The sequence below is a fragment of the Bacteroides sp. 2201st1_D9_2201SCRN_220225 genome, assembly GCF_040928965.1.
Classification (GTDB): domain Bacteria; phylum Bacteroidota; class Bacteroidia; order Bacteroidales; family Bacteroidaceae; genus Bacteroides; species Bacteroides stercoris.
Window position 1 is genome coordinate 1 of sequence record NZ_JBCODG010000046.1, and the last position, 15,976, is coordinate 15,976.

At 46.4% G+C, this 15,976-nt stretch carries 10 protein-coding genes; 4 read left to right on the forward strand and 6 right to left on the reverse strand.

The window, feature by feature from the left end; translation table 11 throughout:
* A partial coding sequence (locus AB5903_RS14745; RefSeq protein ID WP_368117971.1) for a glycoside hydrolase family 88 protein occupies window positions 1-877 on the reverse strand: 877 nt, incomplete at its 3' end.
* Between the two features lie 292 nt (window positions 878-1,169).
* Between AB5903_RS14745 and AB5903_RS14750 the strand changes: the two genes are divergently transcribed.
* The 3 genes from AB5903_RS14750 (at window position 1,170) to AB5903_RS14760 (ending at window position 5,151) form a co-directional block, all read left to right on the forward strand.
* Window positions 1,170-2,543: a PTS sugar transporter subunit IIC gene (locus tag AB5903_RS14750; RefSeq protein ID WP_005657443.1), complete on the forward strand. Its 1,374-nt coding sequence runs from the start codon at window positions 1,170-1,172 to the stop codon at window positions 2,541-2,543.
* 45 nt (window positions 2,544-2,588) lie between these two features.
* On the forward strand, window positions 2,589-3,545 hold the full coding sequence (gene kduI, locus AB5903_RS14755) for a 5-dehydro-4-deoxy-D-glucuronate isomerase (protein ID WP_005657444.1): 957 nt from the start codon (window positions 2,589-2,591) through the stop codon (window positions 3,543-3,545).
* Between the two features lie 142 nt (window positions 3,546-3,687).
* On the forward strand, window positions 3,688-5,151 hold the full coding sequence (locus tag AB5903_RS14760) for an MFS transporter (protein ID WP_005657446.1): 1,464 nt from the start codon (window positions 3,688-3,690) through the stop codon (window positions 5,149-5,151).
* A 315-nt stretch (window positions 5,152-5,466) separates the two neighbouring features.
* Here the strand turns inward: AB5903_RS14760 and AB5903_RS14765 are convergent, their stop codons facing one another.
* The 5 genes from AB5903_RS14765 to AB5903_RS14785 form a co-directional block, all read right to left on the reverse strand.
* Window positions 5,467-8,889 (reverse strand): AAA domain-containing protein, encoded by a 3,423-nt coding sequence (locus tag AB5903_RS14765; RefSeq protein WP_005657448.1) that lies wholly within the window; start codon window positions 8,887-8,889, stop codon window positions 5,467-5,469.
* A complete protein-coding gene (gene tatC, locus AB5903_RS14770; protein WP_016661900.1) occupies window positions 8,886-9,710 on the reverse strand; it encodes a twin-arginine translocase subunit TatC in 825 nt (274 codons plus the stop codon). Before tatC ends, AB5903_RS14765 begins: the two co-directional genes overlap by 4 nt.
* Window positions 9,711-9,787: 77 nt before the next feature.
* Window positions 9,788-10,003, reverse strand: a complete 216-nt coding sequence (locus AB5903_RS14775) for a twin-arginine translocase TatA/TatE family subunit (protein WP_016661901.1) — start codon at window positions 10,001-10,003, stop codon at window positions 9,788-9,790.
* Window positions 10,004-10,124: 121 nt separating this feature from the next.
* Window positions 10,125-12,656, reverse strand: coding sequence for a bifunctional UDP-N-acetylmuramoyl-tripeptide:D-alanyl-D-alanine ligase/alanine racemase (locus tag AB5903_RS14780; protein ID WP_368117972.1), 2,532 nt, complete (start codon window positions 12,654-12,656; stop codon window positions 10,125-10,127).
* Entirely contained in the window at window positions 12,632-13,621 is a 990-nt protein-coding gene (locus AB5903_RS14785; protein ID WP_040316219.1) for a GSCFA domain-containing protein, read from the reverse strand. Before AB5903_RS14785 ends, AB5903_RS14780 begins: the two co-directional genes overlap by 25 nt.
* 410 nt (window positions 13,622-14,031) lie before the next feature.
* On the opposite strand from AB5903_RS14785, the gene dxs reads away from it, so the two are divergent.
* Window positions 14,032-15,939 (forward strand): 1-deoxy-D-xylulose-5-phosphate synthase, encoded by a 1,908-nt coding sequence (gene dxs / locus AB5903_RS14790; RefSeq protein WP_005657467.1) that lies wholly within the window; start codon window positions 14,032-14,034, stop codon window positions 15,937-15,939.
* Window positions 15,940-15,976: the final 37 nt, after the last annotated feature.

Genomic DNA, 15,976 nt, shown 5'->3' on the forward strand with positions numbered 1-15,976 from the left:
CTCCACTCTTGTCCAACACTTGATACCACAAACCGGTCTTGGAATCTTGCAAACGCTTTATCTGAGAAGCTATTTTATTGAAGATAACCAACATGGAATCACGGCCCGCTTCATGTTTCGGAATGAAATCCAAAGCATCTACAAAGGCCATGGCATACCAGCCCATAGCGCGTCCCCAGCTATGCTTTGATTGTCCGGTAACAGGGTCGGCCCAACGTTCTTTACGGCTTACGTCACAAGCATGGCGGTACACATCATTTTTCGGGTCGTAAGTATGACGGGCCGCCATCAGGAATTGATTGATAACATCCGCATAATCGTCTACCTGATTGTTACGGAAAGCATATTCCGCATAGAAAGGCGCTCCCATATAAATACCATCCAGCCATACCTGATTCGGATAAATCTTCTTATGCCAAAAGCCGCCGTCGGCATTCCGGGGATGCTCATCGAGCTGACTTCTCATCAATGCAAGCGCTTTCTTATATTTCTCATCTTTCGTCTGTTCATAGATGCGGAATATAAATTTACCGGAGTTTATACGGTCAAGGCTATACTCCTCACGTTTGTACATTTTGATAGTACCATCTGCATTTACCATTGTATCGGCATAAGCCAAAGCATAATCATAGATTTTCCGATTACCGTAGCGGTCATACACATCCAGCATGGATTGCAATTCCAACCCGTGACAGTAATCCCATTTCAATTTAGGCTGAAAGTCCAACTGCCAGGATTCCGGACAACGAATCATTTCGGACTCCACCATACGTACCGACCACGGCAAGTTTGAATCCACACGCTGTGCAAACATGCTTAAAGGAGAAAACAACAATAAACCGGATAGAATAAAATTACAAATAAAGTTCTTTTTCATGTAGTTGTTCTTTTTGGGTATTAGACCTTATAATTTTTCACGAAACAAAAGTAGATGTTTCTTTCCAAACACCTGTGCACTTTTTGGCGCAGAGGGTGCATTTTTTGATTTTCGTGTACGAAAACGAACAAATTTGTGCACGATAACGACAAATTTGTCCAAAATCATCCTTATTTACTATTTATTATGCCTTTACAGTTTGATTAATTAGGAAAAGGTCTTATTTTTGACCCCGATTTTCAATTCGTACTATTGTAAAACATAATCATTTATCAATTAAATCACATAAAGAATGGAACAAGTTTTCGGTTACATCATCGCTTTGGGAGCGTCTGTAATGATGCCTATTATTTTTACAATCATAGGCATGTGCATCGGTATGAAATTTGGCAAGGCTCTGAAATCAGGTCTCTTTGTCGGAGTCGGTTTTGTGGGCTTAGGCGTAGTTACCGCCCTGCTGACAACAAATTTTAATTCTCCTCTGAAAGCCATATCCGATTTGTATCACCTGCAACTGAACGTATTCGATATGGGATGGCCCGCCGCCGCTGCCGTAGCTTATAATACCGCTGTTGGTGCGCTTATCATTCCTATCTGCTTAGGCGTCAATTTCCTGATGCTTATCACCAAGACCACACGTACTGTAAACATAGACTTGTGGAACTATTGGCACTTCGCCTTCATCGGTGCTGTGGCTTATTTTGTTACCGGCCAGAATCTGGCATGGGGCTATTTCGCCGCTATCATCTGCTACATTATTACATTGGTCTGCGCAGACCTTACCGCAGAAAAATTCCAAAAGTTCTATGATTTGGACGGTATCTCTATTCCCCAGCCTTTCTGCCAGAGTTTCACACCGTTTGCCATACTTATCAATAAGGCATTAGATAAAATTCCCGGTTTCTCCAAGCTGGAAATCGATGCAGAAGGCATGAAGAAAAAGTTCGGTGTAATAGGTGAACCGCTGGTATTGGGAGTTATCGTAGGTATGCTGATAGGCTGGGCAGCCCAACTCGACATCAAGAAAGTTCTCTTCCTGGGTATCACAATGGGAGCCGTAATGGAACTCATCCCCCGCATCACTTCTCTGTTTATCGAAGGATTGAAGCCTATCTCCGAAAAGACTTCGGAACTGGTAAAAGCTAAATTCAACGGTAAGAAAGTACATATCGGTATGAGCCCGGCACTGGTTATCGGCCACCCCGCTACATTGGTGGCATCGGTTATCCTGATTCCCGTTATCCTGGCACTTGCCGTATTCCTGCCGGGTAATCAGTTCCTGCCATTGGCCTCACTTGCAGGTATGTTCTATCTGTTTCCGATGATATTGCCCTTTACTAAAGGAAATGTATTGAAGACACTTATTATCGGTCTTATCACTCTTATTTTAGGTTTGTATTTCGTAACCGATATGGCACCGGACTTCACGCTGGCAGCCAATCAGGTATATGCCGAAACACACGATCCTACGGCACACATTCCTGAAGGATTTGATGGCGGTTCCATCGACTTTGCCGCTTCTTTCTTCGGCTGGACTATATATAGAGGTGTAAAACTCTCGTATGTAGGTGCTGCACTGCTGGTACTGGTAGCAATAACCATGATGTTCATCAACCGTCGCATCATTGTCCGCAGTGAAAAAGAAGCTAAAGAGAGTGCTAAATAAAAAAGTAATCATTAAGCATATTAATATTTAAAGTTTATATCAGACATGAAAAAATTAGCAATTGCCCTGATGTTGGGTGCAGCCGCAGTTACGGCTTCCGCCCAAGTAAATTACACTGTGCAGACAGCCTGCCATCCATTGGACGTAAAGCATTATGACACACAACGTCTCCGTAGCTCTTTTATGATGAGCAAAGTAATGGCTCCGGACGAAATCAATGTTACTTACACCCTCTATGACCGTTTGATTTACGGAGGTGCAATGCCTGTAAACAAAGTATTGAAACTGGAGACTTTCCGTGAGTTGGGTCCTGAAATCACTTACTTCCTCGAACGTCGCGAGTTGGGTGTTATCAACACCGGTGGCGATGGAGTAGTTACCGTAGACGGTAAAGAATACCCCATGAAGTATAAAGAAGCTCTTTATGTAGGTTGTGGCAATAAAGAAGTAACTTTCAAGAGCAACGATGCTGCCAACCCTGCCAAATTCTATATCAACTCGGCTCCGGCTTACAAACCTTACGTTACTCAGTTGATTACAACCGATGCCAAACTTCAAAAGGCCAATCCTAAAAAATATGCTTTGGGCATTTCCGACCATTACGGAAAAATGGAAGACAGCAACGACCGTATCGTAAACCAGCTGATTGTAAAAGATGTTTTGGAAAGAGTGAAAAACGGCGGTACAAACCAATTACAGATGGGACTTACCGAGCTTGCTCCGGGTTCTGTATGGAATACCATGCCTGCCCATACTCACACACGTCGTATGGAAGCCTATTACTACTTCAACCTGGCTCCGGGAAATGCAATTTGCCACTTAATGGGTGAGCCTCAAGAAGAACGCCTGATTTGGTTACACAACGAGCAGGCCATCACTTCTCCCGAATGGAGCATCCACGCAGCTGCAGGCACCAGCAACTATACTTTCATCTGGGGTATGGGAGGTGAGAACCTGAAGTACAGCGACAAAGATGAAATCAAATACACAGATATGAAATAATATCCGTAGACAAGAAAATAGGCATGGTTGTTCTCAACTATGCCTATTTTTGTCATTTTCTCCATGATTTCTACCAAATATTACACATACACATAACACAAGAACGCGTATTTTTGCGACATTATAAATTAAATCTATTATCATGAGTACAAATCAGAACACATTGGGCAAAATGTCTAACTATCGCTGGACAATTTGCGCCATGTTATTCTTCGCGACAACAGTTAATTATCTCGACCGACAAGTATTATCACTTACCTGGAAAGATTTTATCGCCCCGGAATTCCATTGGACAGATGCCGATTATGGAGATATCACAGCCGTATTTTCCATAGTATATGCCATTGCAAACTTATTTGCCGGACGCTTCATCGATTGGTTAGGAACCAAAAAAGGTTATCTCTGGGCTATCTTCGTATGGTCATTAGGAGCTTGCCTGCATGCTGTTTGCGGATGGGCAACCGAACATGTAGTGGGCATTCATGATGCCGCTGCCATGATTTCCGCAACAGGTGCCGTAGCATCGACCATTGCCATTACCAGTGTTTACTTTTTCATCGCTGCCCGTGTGATATTGAGCGTCGGTGAAGCCGGAAACTTCCCCGCAGCAATTAAAGTCACCGCCGAGTATTTTCCGAAAAAAGACCGTGCATTCTCAACTTCCATTTTCAATGCCGGCGCCACAGTAGGTGCTTTAATAGCTCCTGTCACCATCCCCTCTTTAGCACGGTACTTCCAAAGCATCGGTGTAGGCAACGGCTGGGAAATGGCGTTCATCGTCATCGGTGGATTAGGCTTCGTCTGGATGGGCATGTGGATGTTCATGTATAAGAAACCTCATGAAAACCCGCGCGTCAATGCAGCAGAAATTGCTTATATCGAACAAGATAAACTCAGAGAAGAAGACAAGGCTGTCTCTGAAAAGCCTGAAAGAAAGATGTCGTTTATGGAATGTCTCCAATACCCTCAGGCATGGGCTTTTGCCATCGGTAAATTCATGACCGACGGTGTATGGTGGTTCTTCCTGTTTTGGACTCCGGCCTACATCTCCGATGTCTACGGATTCTCTTCGGACAGCGGAACGGCACAGTTGCTGATATTCGTACTTTATGCCATTACCATGCTGTCTATCTATGGTGGAAAACTGCCTACCATCATCATAAACAAAACCGGTATGAATCCGTATGCAGCCCGCATGCGAGCCATGTTCATCTTTGCTTTGTTCCCGTTACTCGCACTATTTGCACAACCGTTAGGAGAATACTCCTATTGGTATCCGATTATCATTATAGGTATTGCCGGAGCAGCTCACCAATCCTGGTCTGCCAACATCTACTCCGTAGTGGGCGATATGTTCCCCAAAAGTGCAGTAGCTACCATTACCGGATTGGGAGGTATGGCGGGCGGTATCGGCTCGTTCCTCATCAACAAAGGCTCGGGCACACTGTTTACTTACGCTGATGAAACCCAGATGATGTTCATGGGATTCGAAGGCAAGGCAGCCGGATACTTCATCATATTCTGCATCTGTGCCGTTGCTTACCTTATCGGCTGGTGCATCATGAAGCTTCTGGTACCGAAATACAAACCCATCGTACTGAACTGATACAGACAGAATATATAGATATAAAAAAAAGCTCTTTCGCATGAAAGAGCTTTTTTTTATATCCTCTTGGCAATATAAGATTTGTCGGTAAATTCTGAGAGAACAAGAATTAAGGGATAAAAAAAAGGGAAGTCTCACGACTTCCACAATTCTTCTAACCTTAAATCTAAATCTCTATGAAAAAAACGTGCTGCAAAGATAAGGCTTTATAACACACGATGTTATTAATAAAGCATATAAAGAGAAAGAAAATATTTAAGATTTATTAAATGAAGAAATAGCTGCAATCTACGGCAATAGGAAACGTTTCGTACCTTATGAATCACAACTTTTCAACAGTTGCGCATAGATTGGATTCTGCTCCAACAATTGTCGGACTCCGATTATAAACATCTGCTTGCGCGCTCTGGTTAAAGCCACATTCAGCTTACGGTCTATCCGTATTCCGTTCTCCTCTGTCAGATTGGCAAGAAATCTCAGCTGAGACAACCTGTTCACACAGAAAGAGTAAATGATGACATCGCGTTCGCTTCCCTGAAAACGCTCCACCGTATCTACCAGGATTTCATTCAAGGCTGGAATTCCCAAAGCTTCTATTTCTTTCTTTATCAAAGCTATCTGACTACGATAAGGGGTTATTACTCCCAAAGTAGAAGCTGCGCTGAAGCATCCCTCGGCAAATGTATACTGCCGATAGACAGCAGCAGCCAGTCCGGCTACGATTTTTGCTTCCGAACGGTTCATCTTTGCCGACTGCATAGGCGGTTCGGGAACGGACGGAAGAAAAGCTACCCGCCGGGTCAGCAAAGCGGCAAATTCATCAGCAGAAAGCTGAGGAGACAGTTTAAGAACCCCTGTTTGATGTTCCAATCCTACCGGCTGTAACAACCCGCCATAGAAAGCACGGTTCGGAAAAGCTGCAACTTCCACATTCATACGTCCCTGGCGACAAAGCATATCAAGAGAATTGAAAGCTGAAAACCGGGAGTTGAAAGCAGAGGTTTGCCGACCGCCAACCGCCTGTTGCCTAATGGCATTCCGATAAAGACGTTCAAAAAGAGAATCTTTCAAGTTATGCAAACCGATGCCCCGCAAACCTTCATCCTGAATTTCCGATTGCTCCGATGACTGGAGTACAACAGCCGGCAATTGTTTATGGTCACCTATCAGGACAAACTTCCCTATAGCATTCCCGCCGGTAACGCCGCGCATGCAAAGCAATCCCAACAGTTGCGGCTCCAATATCTGAGTAGCCTCATCTATCAAGGCCACATCAAAAGTCTTCAAACGGAACAATTCGGTCTTGGCAGACAGTGTAGCAACCGTTCCCACAAAAATTCGGCAACGCGCCATACGCTCCTGCACCTCCCGGCGTGTAGAGCAAGACTCCAACACGTTTTCTATCAAATGCGGACGATACACGCCGTCACAGGAAAGTTCACTGCCGATACGTATGAAGTCGACCTCCGGTGTAATGGCTGTCAACATCTTACATATCTCGTCCACTGCCCGGTTAGTATATGAAAGCAAAAGTATTTCTTTCCCTTCCCTATAAAAAGCCTCTACCATGCTGCGCAGAGCGCGAGAGGTCTTACCGGTTCCCGGCGGACCTACCAGCAAGAAATAGTCTTTAGCAGCTTGCGCCTTCAAAGTAATGCGTACAAAATCATCGGCAGCAGCCGATATAGCTCCGTTAAGGGCAGTATCAAATTCCGGTTTACGTTGATTCAGCAACAAATCCCGACGGTCTTTCGTTGCAGACAAAAAGGCCGACAATCCCCAATACATGCAGCGAAAAGAGGTATCCATATAATCATGTTCTATTGCATAGCGGCTTTCCATTGGCAAGACCCTGACGTTCTGTTGTGCCGCACGGAGTCTGATACGGATATTGCAATCGGAAATTTCCTCGATATTCCCCTTAAACACCATTTTATTGGTAACGTTATCTTCACTGACATTCCGCTCATACAGAACAATGGCATCTCCTTGCCGGAAATTGGGCAAAGTATCAATATCCGTATGTGTACGCTTCAGCAGTAAATAAGGTTTATGAATATCCGCCGCACAATTTTGCCGTATCGCCAAATCATATAAAATCTCTCCGTTCTCGCTTTTCTCCTCTAAAGTAGCAAGCCATAAAGCAGATGCGCCGGTGCGTCCTTCATACTCCACATCACCGGATTTTGAAGTATAGAGTTCTTTTGTTATAAAATTGTACAACGCATAGAAATACGACTGTTCCAATGGAGACAACGCATGAATCTTCTGTGTCACCGCATCGATGGAAGGATACAGATAACGTTTCCACAAGGTATTATCCAGTTGCCGCTCATTCAGAGTTCCCGGAGCAATATCGCGCAGACGCTCTGCCGTATATTGCAGACTATTGCGCAACTGGATGCCGTATTCATTCGCTACAATACGGTTCCGGACATCCATTACCCGGCGCAGCATTGCCCACGAAGGACGTGCCGGATAGAGCAACGGATAGCGTGTATAGAGCAAATACGGCTTCACCCGATGATGTTCTTTCCCCATGGCATACTCCAATACCGCCTGATACAGCAGCATCTGTACCCTATTGTTCTCTTTAGGTTCTACCTTACCCCGGATAGCATATTCATCCGCCTTACCCGATTTCATTTCGATGAAAGACGACATATCACGCTGCATATAATCCAAGCGTCCCTGCAAACCTAACGCCTCACATATATAAGACGGTTCCAGCACGGCATCCGTTTTGTCCAGTTCATACCCCGAAGCCCGGAAAGTATCTGTAACAGTTTGCCGGATATTATCAAAATGCCGTTTACAGTCGGCAAAGAATTCACGTTCTTTCTCCCGGTCGCGCAAATCTGCGCAGGCAGCCAGTTCAATGGGATATGAGCGGAACGCTTTCTTCATACATTCCAGATAGTCAGGTTCACTTTCCGCATGAATCCATTCGTCCAAAAAGAGGTTGGCTATATTACCCAACAAAAGAGGGCGGGTATTGTCGGGCATCTGCAACCTTGCCAGCATATAGTTTGCCGGGTGATGGCCATATTCCCTGAAACATTCTGCCAATGAGCTGATATCAAGCAGATAATCCGGTTCTAAAATAATGAAAGAGGGTGTAAGCACACCTGCCTCATCTACTGCCACATCCAGCAGATTAATCTGGGCATGCCGCCACAACAAACCACAAGTCTCAGCAAATTCATCATTGATTTGAGGCACATTATAACGTACCCGCAACGGTTCGTCCGCCACGCTATCCACAGGCAGTACATACAGATAATCCGTATCGGCATACTGAAAATTGACGCGCATACGCCGTACACGCTCCTTTGCCAGGGGAGCTGGAATGTACGTGGCATCAGCCTGCGGAAAGAGACGATACAGGTCTGCCGGAATATCTTCACCGGTTATACGTTTCACAAAGAAAGATACTGTCTTGGCATCACGCAGCAGTTTTTCGCGTGAAGGCTCTGCCTGGCGATTAAGGACGGCATTAGAGGCAAGCCGGAAAGTATGCAGGCGATTTTGCTCTGCAACGGTCAGCCCCAGCTTGGAAGATACAAAATTGATACGGGCGGCAAGGTCGGTCATTTGCAGACTGCTATCCGTCATTTGCGTACGGCATAAATGCTCAAGCAGTTCCCGCAATTGACGGTAAGCGGTTCCCAAAGAAGAGTCATCTGCACGACAGACTTCCCGCAGTAAATAAAAATATTCCTCTATTTCAGCATTCATCTCTCTCCGGTCTCTATAATCTCCTCGGTTTCATCCGCTTTCTTGTCCTTAATCATCAGGATACTCATTTCATAAAGAAGATAGAGCGGAACGGCAACGACGGTCAGTGTAAACGGGTCGCCAGTGGGAGTTATGACAGCGGCAACAATAACAATGATAACCACTGCATGGCGACGATACTTCCGCAGGAATGTCTTATGCACCAACCCCAGCAACGAAAGCAACCACGTCACCAACGGAAGTTCAAAAGCAAGTCCCATGCAGAGTACCAGCATCATAAAATTGTCGATGTACGAATTGAGAGAAATCTGGTTCTCTATCGTTGCACTAAGCTGGTAAGTGGATAGAAAACGTAAGGTCAGCGGATATACCATAAAGTAACCCAGCAACACTCCTACAAAAAACATCACCGTACCCAGACCGAGCGCTTTCCGTACCCCTTTGCGCTCGTTGGGATAGAGTGCGGGACTGACAAACCGCCATATCTCGAAGAATACATATGGCGCAGCCGTCACCACCGACATCCAAAATGCTGTAGATATATGGATGAAAAACGGTGCGGCCAGATTAATATTTATCAATTTTATCTGGAACTCCTGCGTAAAGAATTCGTCATGCAAGTCAAATACTTCACCGATATAACGCAGCAAATCATAAAAGATGAAATCATTATGGCAAGGAGCCAGCACTACATTATCAAACAGATAAGGCATCGCAATGAAATAACCCACAGCCAACACAAACCATACACCAAGAATGCGGAACAGCACCCGGCGCAGTTCGTCCAAATGATCCCAGAAGGTTAACTCTTTATCTGCCATAAACATAAACAGCGATAGAGTGACAAGGCGGTAAAACAACAAGGTAACGGGACGACAACAACCGCTTCATCACCTTATTACTTATTATCTACAGGTTTGTCCACCTCTTCCTTTGCTTTATTGATTTCGTCTTTAGCCTCGTTTACCCCTTCTTTGAAACTCTTTACGCCTTTTCCCAAACCGCGCATCAGTTCAGGAATTTTCTTACCGCCAAACAACAGCAAGATAACCAATGCGATGATAATCCACTCGGAACCGCTGGGCAAGAAACCTAATAAAAGTAAGTTTGTCATAATCATATCGGATTAAATTTGATTGCAAAGATAAGAAGATTTATGAAGTACGAAGCACGAAATACAAAGTATAAAGTATAAAATATGAAGTATATTCCATACTTTACGCCTTGTCGTCTTCTCAATCCTGATAATACACCCTCTTCACACGTGTCGAAACACTTGTAAGCACTTCGTAGGGAATTGTCCCGAGCACATCGGAAAGGACGGTTATAGGAAGATGATCTCCGAAAATCTCAACGCTGTCGCCTTCTTTGCAATCAATGTCAGTAACATCAATCATACAAACATCCATACAGATATTACCCACATAAGGAGCACGCTGTCCGTTCACCAGGCAATAGGCGTGTCCATTGCCCAAGTGACGGTTCAACCCGTCGGCATAGCCGATAGGAATGGCAGCAATACGTGAAGGACGCGTCAAATGTCCCTTGCGGCTATATCCCACCGTATCTTCTTCGGGCACATCACGAATCTGCAGGATGGTAGTCTTTAACGTACTGACGTTATGCATTATAGAATTATCTATCGGACTGATGCCATACAATCCGATTCCCAACCGCACCATATCAAACTGTGCTCCCGGAAAGCGCTCTATACCGGCCGAATTACAGATATGACGAAGTATCTTATACGGAAACGCCTCCTGCAGCAGCATGGAAGCCTTTTCAAAAGTTTCTATCTGTTTACGCGTAAAAGCATCGAACTGCTGAGCGTCGCTTCCTACAAAATGAGAGAATACCGAACGGGGAATAACCGCATTCTGTCCTTTCAGACGTTCTATGAGCCGGGGCATGTCTTCCGGAGCAAACCCCAACCGGTGCATGCCGGTATCCAGTTTCACATGAATGGGGAAATTGGTGATACCTTCTTTCTCAGCTTCTTTAATCAGCGCATCCAACAAATGGAAACTGTAAACTTCCGGTTCCAGTTTATAGTCGAACATCGTCTTGAATGCCGTCATCTCTGGATTCATAATGATAATGCTTGCCGTAATGCCCGCTTTACGTAAATCCGACCCTTCATCGGCAACAGCAACAGCCAGATAATCCACATGATGTTCCTGCAAAGTTCTGGCTATTTCATACGAACCTGCGCCATAGGCGGAAGCCTTCACCATACACACCATTTTGGTTTCAGGTTTTAGCTTGCCGCGATAATGATTCAGATTAGCGATCATTGCACCGAGATTTACCTCCAATATCGTTTCGTGCACTTTCTTCTCCAAGGCTTCCGTCAACGCATCGAAACCGAACTTACGCGCCCCTTTAATCAGAATTATTTCATTCTCCAGTCGGAGTTCTCCCCGGCCAATGGCTTCAATCAGCGTAGCCGTATCCGGATAAAAAGCCTTCTCGATGCTAAACCGTGCGGCACATGAAGATATTTCATTTCCCACACCGATTATGCGCTCTATTCCCCGGCTGTTTACCAACTGTGCCACCTGACGGTAGAGAGTCGGCGTATTCTGTCCCGTCTCCAATATATCCGAAAGGATAAGCGTCCGCTTCAGACCCTTACTCTGCGAGCGACGGTACAGAAAATCAAGCGCTATATCCAACGAACCGAGATCAGAGTTATAACTGTCATTTATCAGCAGGCATCCGTTTTTGCCTTCCTTTACTTCCAAACGCATTGCTACCGGTTCCAGCTTTGCCATGCGTTCCGTTATCTGTTCGGCAGGAAGCATCAGATACAGGCAGGCCGCCAGGCAGTTCAGCGAATTTTCAATAGAAGCATCATCTATAAAAGGCAATGTAAACGTATTGTCCATATCCAAATAACGATAGGAAATAACTGTGGAATCTTCCTGTTTCTCCACTTTACTTATATATAACGGACGCTCCATATCTTTCCTGCTCCATGCTATTTCACGGGCGGCAAGCATGGATTTACCCACACAATTGTTGATAAACTCGTCGTCACCATTATAAATCACCACATCGCAGTTCTTAAAGAGAGCCAGCTTCTCCATACATTTCTCCTGCAAAGAGAAGAAATTCTCCTGATGTGCGCCTCCTATATTTGTCAGGATACCGATTGTAGGTTTGATAATATTCTGTAAGGCACGCATTTCTCCCGGTTCCGAGATACCGGCCTCCAATATGGCAAGCTCCGTTTGTTCACTCATCTGCCACACGGACAAAGGTACGCCTATCTGGGAATTGTAGCTGCGGGGAGAGCGTGTTATCATCCGTTCGGGACTCAGCAACTGATGCAGCCACTCTTTCACAATGGTTTTTCCGTTGCTGCCTGTAATGCCGATAACAGGAATCTGAAACCGGTCCCGATGTTGCTCTGCCAGTTTCTGCAAGGCTTTCAACGGGTTGGGAACGACCAGTAAGTTGAAAGCCGGCTGCATCGCAGCAGTATCCACAGTTTCCTGCCGTACGGCGTCTTCAACTTTTGGTTCTCCGATTCCAACCTCATTCAGCCTCTCTTCGCTGACCACAAAATTACGTACGCCGCGCGCATACAAATCACGGATATAACGGGTACCGTCATTCCGCTTTGTAGGCAAGGCAAAAAACAATGTTTCTTCGGGAAAACTCAGGGAACGGCTGTCTGTAAGCAACCAGTCGATAGCGGCAGGCCTATCCCCTATCCGCCGCGCACCGATGATGCGAGCTATATCTTCAATCGTGTATGACATAATTCTCTTTCCTTTTGGAAGTCTAAGTACGGGTATTTTCCGTTAAGTCGGTCTATTTTTAACACAATTTGTCCTAAAAAACGCTTATACTCCTCAGAGCCGGGATGAAAGGGCTTGTGTGCCAATGCCCTACGTATATTTTCACTTTCTTCTATGATCTGTAACGTCTCCGGCGAAAAACAGGCGGACGAGAAGCGTTCCCACACATACTGCGCCGCCACTTCGGAAGGATGCACCATATCTTCAGCGTAGAAGCGGTAATCCCGCAATTCATCCAAAACCAATTCATAGGCGGGAAAATAGAATACATTCTCCGGAAAAGCAGCTTGCAGTCTGTCTACAGCCAGCAGCAAGACGGACTTACTGAGCTGATTGGCATGCATGCCTTCGCGTACATGGCGGATAGGGCTGACGGTAAATATCACTTTCAATCCGGAGTTGCGCGCCAGCAGCCCCGATAGCAGCGAAACATAGTCCGACACAATTTCATCTACTGTCAGCCGCCTGCGGGTAAACTCCTTCTCGGACAGCTTATGGCAGTTGCCCACGATACGCCCCGTATTTTTTTGTTCGTACACCCAGGACGTGCCGAAAGTCAGTAGCAAACACGCCGAACGGAAAATCTGTTCGTGCGCACCGGCAATCCGTCCGTTGATTCTCTTCAACGTTTCGTCTGCCAACGGTGACGAGAAATCCCCGTGATGCATGGGACTATGCCAGCAATCGCGAAAGAAAAACAGGTCTTCCTTACCATACACTTTCCCAAATACGATTTCACGCAAAGCGGCGGATATGGACAGAGGGTTATAAAGTACGCCGTAAGGATTGACATCGCAGGAAAATTTCGCTTCGGTAAACCTTGCGCCCATATTGGCTGCAAAGCAGGAGCCCAGCAGCAGCAAGTGGTCCGTATGCCGCAAGCAAGGCAGATGGGCGGGAAGTTCGACAGGAGTAATGAAGTTCATACGTAACTTAATTCAATGGGGCTGCAAAGATACAAAGAAATACTGCAAAAACCGGAAAAGCACCTTCTAAAAACCGCAAAGGACATGCTCCGTTGCTTCTTCAGGCAACTATACATATCCGCGTATGCAAGAACACCGTGTCTGACACCCGGGTGTCAGACATACCAAGACCCGGATGTCAGACATGCCAAGACCCGGGTGTCGGACATACCAAGACCCGGGTGTCGGACATATCCCGTACGCCAATCCGGTAAACTCGCTTCGCAAAGGGAAAGCATTTCTGTTAAAAGAGGCGAAAACGTCCGGACAAATTCCCGCAAAAGACAAGCGGCAAAACAAAAAACAGACAAAATGATACAGCCATCCGTTTTCTTTTGCTATTTTTGCATTTTGTAATCTTCAGTACAGTGATGAAAACAGAGTCAACAACATATAACTTGCTAAATTCCATTTCTTATCCGGAGGATTTGCGCAAATTGAGCGTGGAACAACTTCCGGAGATATGTAAGGAATTAAGACAAGACATCATTCAGGAACTTTCTTGCAATCCGGGACACTTTGCTGCGAGTTTGGGTACGGTGGAACTGACCGTTGCGCTGCATTACGTCTACAACACTCCATACGACCGCATTGTATGGGATGTGGGGCATCAGGCTTACGGGCACAAAATGCTCACCGGACGTCGCGAGGCTTTCTGCACCAACCGCAAATTCAAAGGCATACGTCCTTTTCCCACTCCCGTAGAAAGCGATTATGACACCTTTGCCTGCGGACATGCCTCCAATTCTATTTCGGCGGCTTTGGGTATGGCTGTCGCAGCAGCCAAGAAAGGAGAAAAAGACCGCCACGTAGTGGCCGTCATTGGCGACGGCAGCATGAGCGGAGGACTGGCTTTCGAAGGGTTGAACAACGCCTCATCCACCAACAACAACCTGTTGATTATCCTCAACGACAACGACATGGCGATAGACCGCAGCGTGGGTGGCATGAAGCAATATCTCTTCAACCTGACAACTTCCAACCGCTACAACCAGCTACGCTTCAAAGCATCCAAAATGCTGTTCAAAATGGGTGTGCTGAACGAGGACCGGCGCAAAGCGCTCATCCGCTTCTCCAACAGCCTGAAATCAATGGCAGCCCAACAACAGAACATCTTCGAGGGGATGAACATCCGTTATTTCGGTCCCATAAACGGACACGATGTGAAGAATCTTGCCCGCATCCTACGGGACATCAAGGACTTGAAAGGTCCTAAAATACTCCATCTGCACACCGTAAAAGGCAAAGGCTTCGAACCTGCCGAAAAAGACCCGGGCATCTGGCATGCACCGGGCAGATTCGACCCCGAAACCGGAGAGCGCATCACCACCGACACCAGCAACCTGCCCCCTCTGTACCAAACCGTGTTCGGAGAGACGCTGGTAGAACTTGCAGAGAAAAATCCGAAGATAGTGGGAGTTACTCCTGCCATGCCCACAGGATGTTCCATGAACCTATTGATGAAGTCCATGCCCGACCGTGCATTCGATGTAGGCATTGCCGAAGGGCATGCAGCCACATTCTCCGGCGGCATGGCAAAGGAAGGCATGCAACCTTTCTGCAACATCTACTCGTCTTTCATGCAGCGGGCATACGACAATGTGATACACGACATTGCCCTCCTGAGGCTGCCCGTTGTCCTTTGTCTGGACCGCGCCGGACTGGTGGGAGAGGATGGCCCGACACATCATGGCGTATACGACCTTGCCTACTTCCGCCCTATCCCGAACCTGACCATATCCTCGCCCATGGACGAACATGAATTACGCCGCCTCATGTACACGGCACAACTGCCGGACAAAGGTCCGTTCGTTATCCGTTATCCCCGCGGACGAGGCGTACTGGTGGACTGGAAGTGTCCGCTCGAAGAAGTCCCCGTGGGCAAAGGGCGCAAACTGAAGGACGGAAAGGATATTGCCGTCATCACCATCGGACCGATAGGAAATACTGCCGCACGCGCCATCGAACGGGCAGAAGCGGAAAAAGGGCTCTCCATAGCCCATTACGACCTGCGCTTCCTCAAACCGCTGGACGAGGCATTGCTGCATGAAGCAGGACGTAACTTCAAGCGCATCGTCACCATAGAGGACGGCACACGGAAGGGAGGTATGGGAAGCGCCGTGCTGGAATTCATGGCAGACAACAACTATACCCCGCACGTCGAGCGCATCGGTGTACCCGACGCATTCATAGAACATGGTACGGTACAGGAGCTGCACCGGCTGTGCGGAATGGACGAAGAAGGAATCTATAATATATTAATTAAGAATGAGGAATGATGAATGAAGAACCGGGTTGCATTATGCAAGCCTCCGT

Bases quoted from the DNA above. Each gene is read 5' to 3' on its own strand.
- tatC (WP_016661900.1), bottom strand. From the start codon at position 9,710: ATGGCAGATAAAGAGTTAACCTTCTGGGATCATTTGGACGAACTGCGC.
- AB5903_RS14760 (WP_005657446.1), top strand. From the start codon at position 3,688: ATGAGTACAAATCAGAACACATTGGGCAAAATGTCTAACTATCGCTGG.
- kduI (WP_005657444.1), top strand. From the start codon at position 2,589: ATGAAAAAATTAGCAATTGCCCTGATGTTGGGTGCAGCCGCAGTTACG.
- AB5903_RS14780 (WP_368117972.1), bottom strand. From the start codon at position 12,656: ATGTCATACACGATTGAAGATATAGCTCGCATCATCGGTGCGCGGCGG.
- AB5903_RS14765 (WP_005657448.1), bottom strand. From the start codon at position 8,889: ATGAATGCTGAAATAGAGGAATATTTTTATTTACTGCGGGAAGTCTGT.
- AB5903_RS14750 (WP_005657443.1), top strand. From the start codon at position 1,170: ATGGAACAAGTTTTCGGTTACATCATCGCTTTGGGAGCGTCTGTAATG.
- AB5903_RS14775 (WP_016661901.1), bottom strand. From the start codon at position 10,003: ATGACAAACTTACTTTTATTAGGTTTCTTGCCCAGCGGTTCCGAGTGG.
- AB5903_RS14785 (WP_040316219.1), bottom strand. From the start codon at position 13,621: ATGAACTTCATTACTCCTGTCGAACTTCCCGCCCATCTGCCTTGCTTG.
- dxs (WP_005657467.1), top strand. From the start codon at position 14,032: ATGAAAACAGAGTCAACAACATATAACTTGCTAAATTCCATTTCTTAT.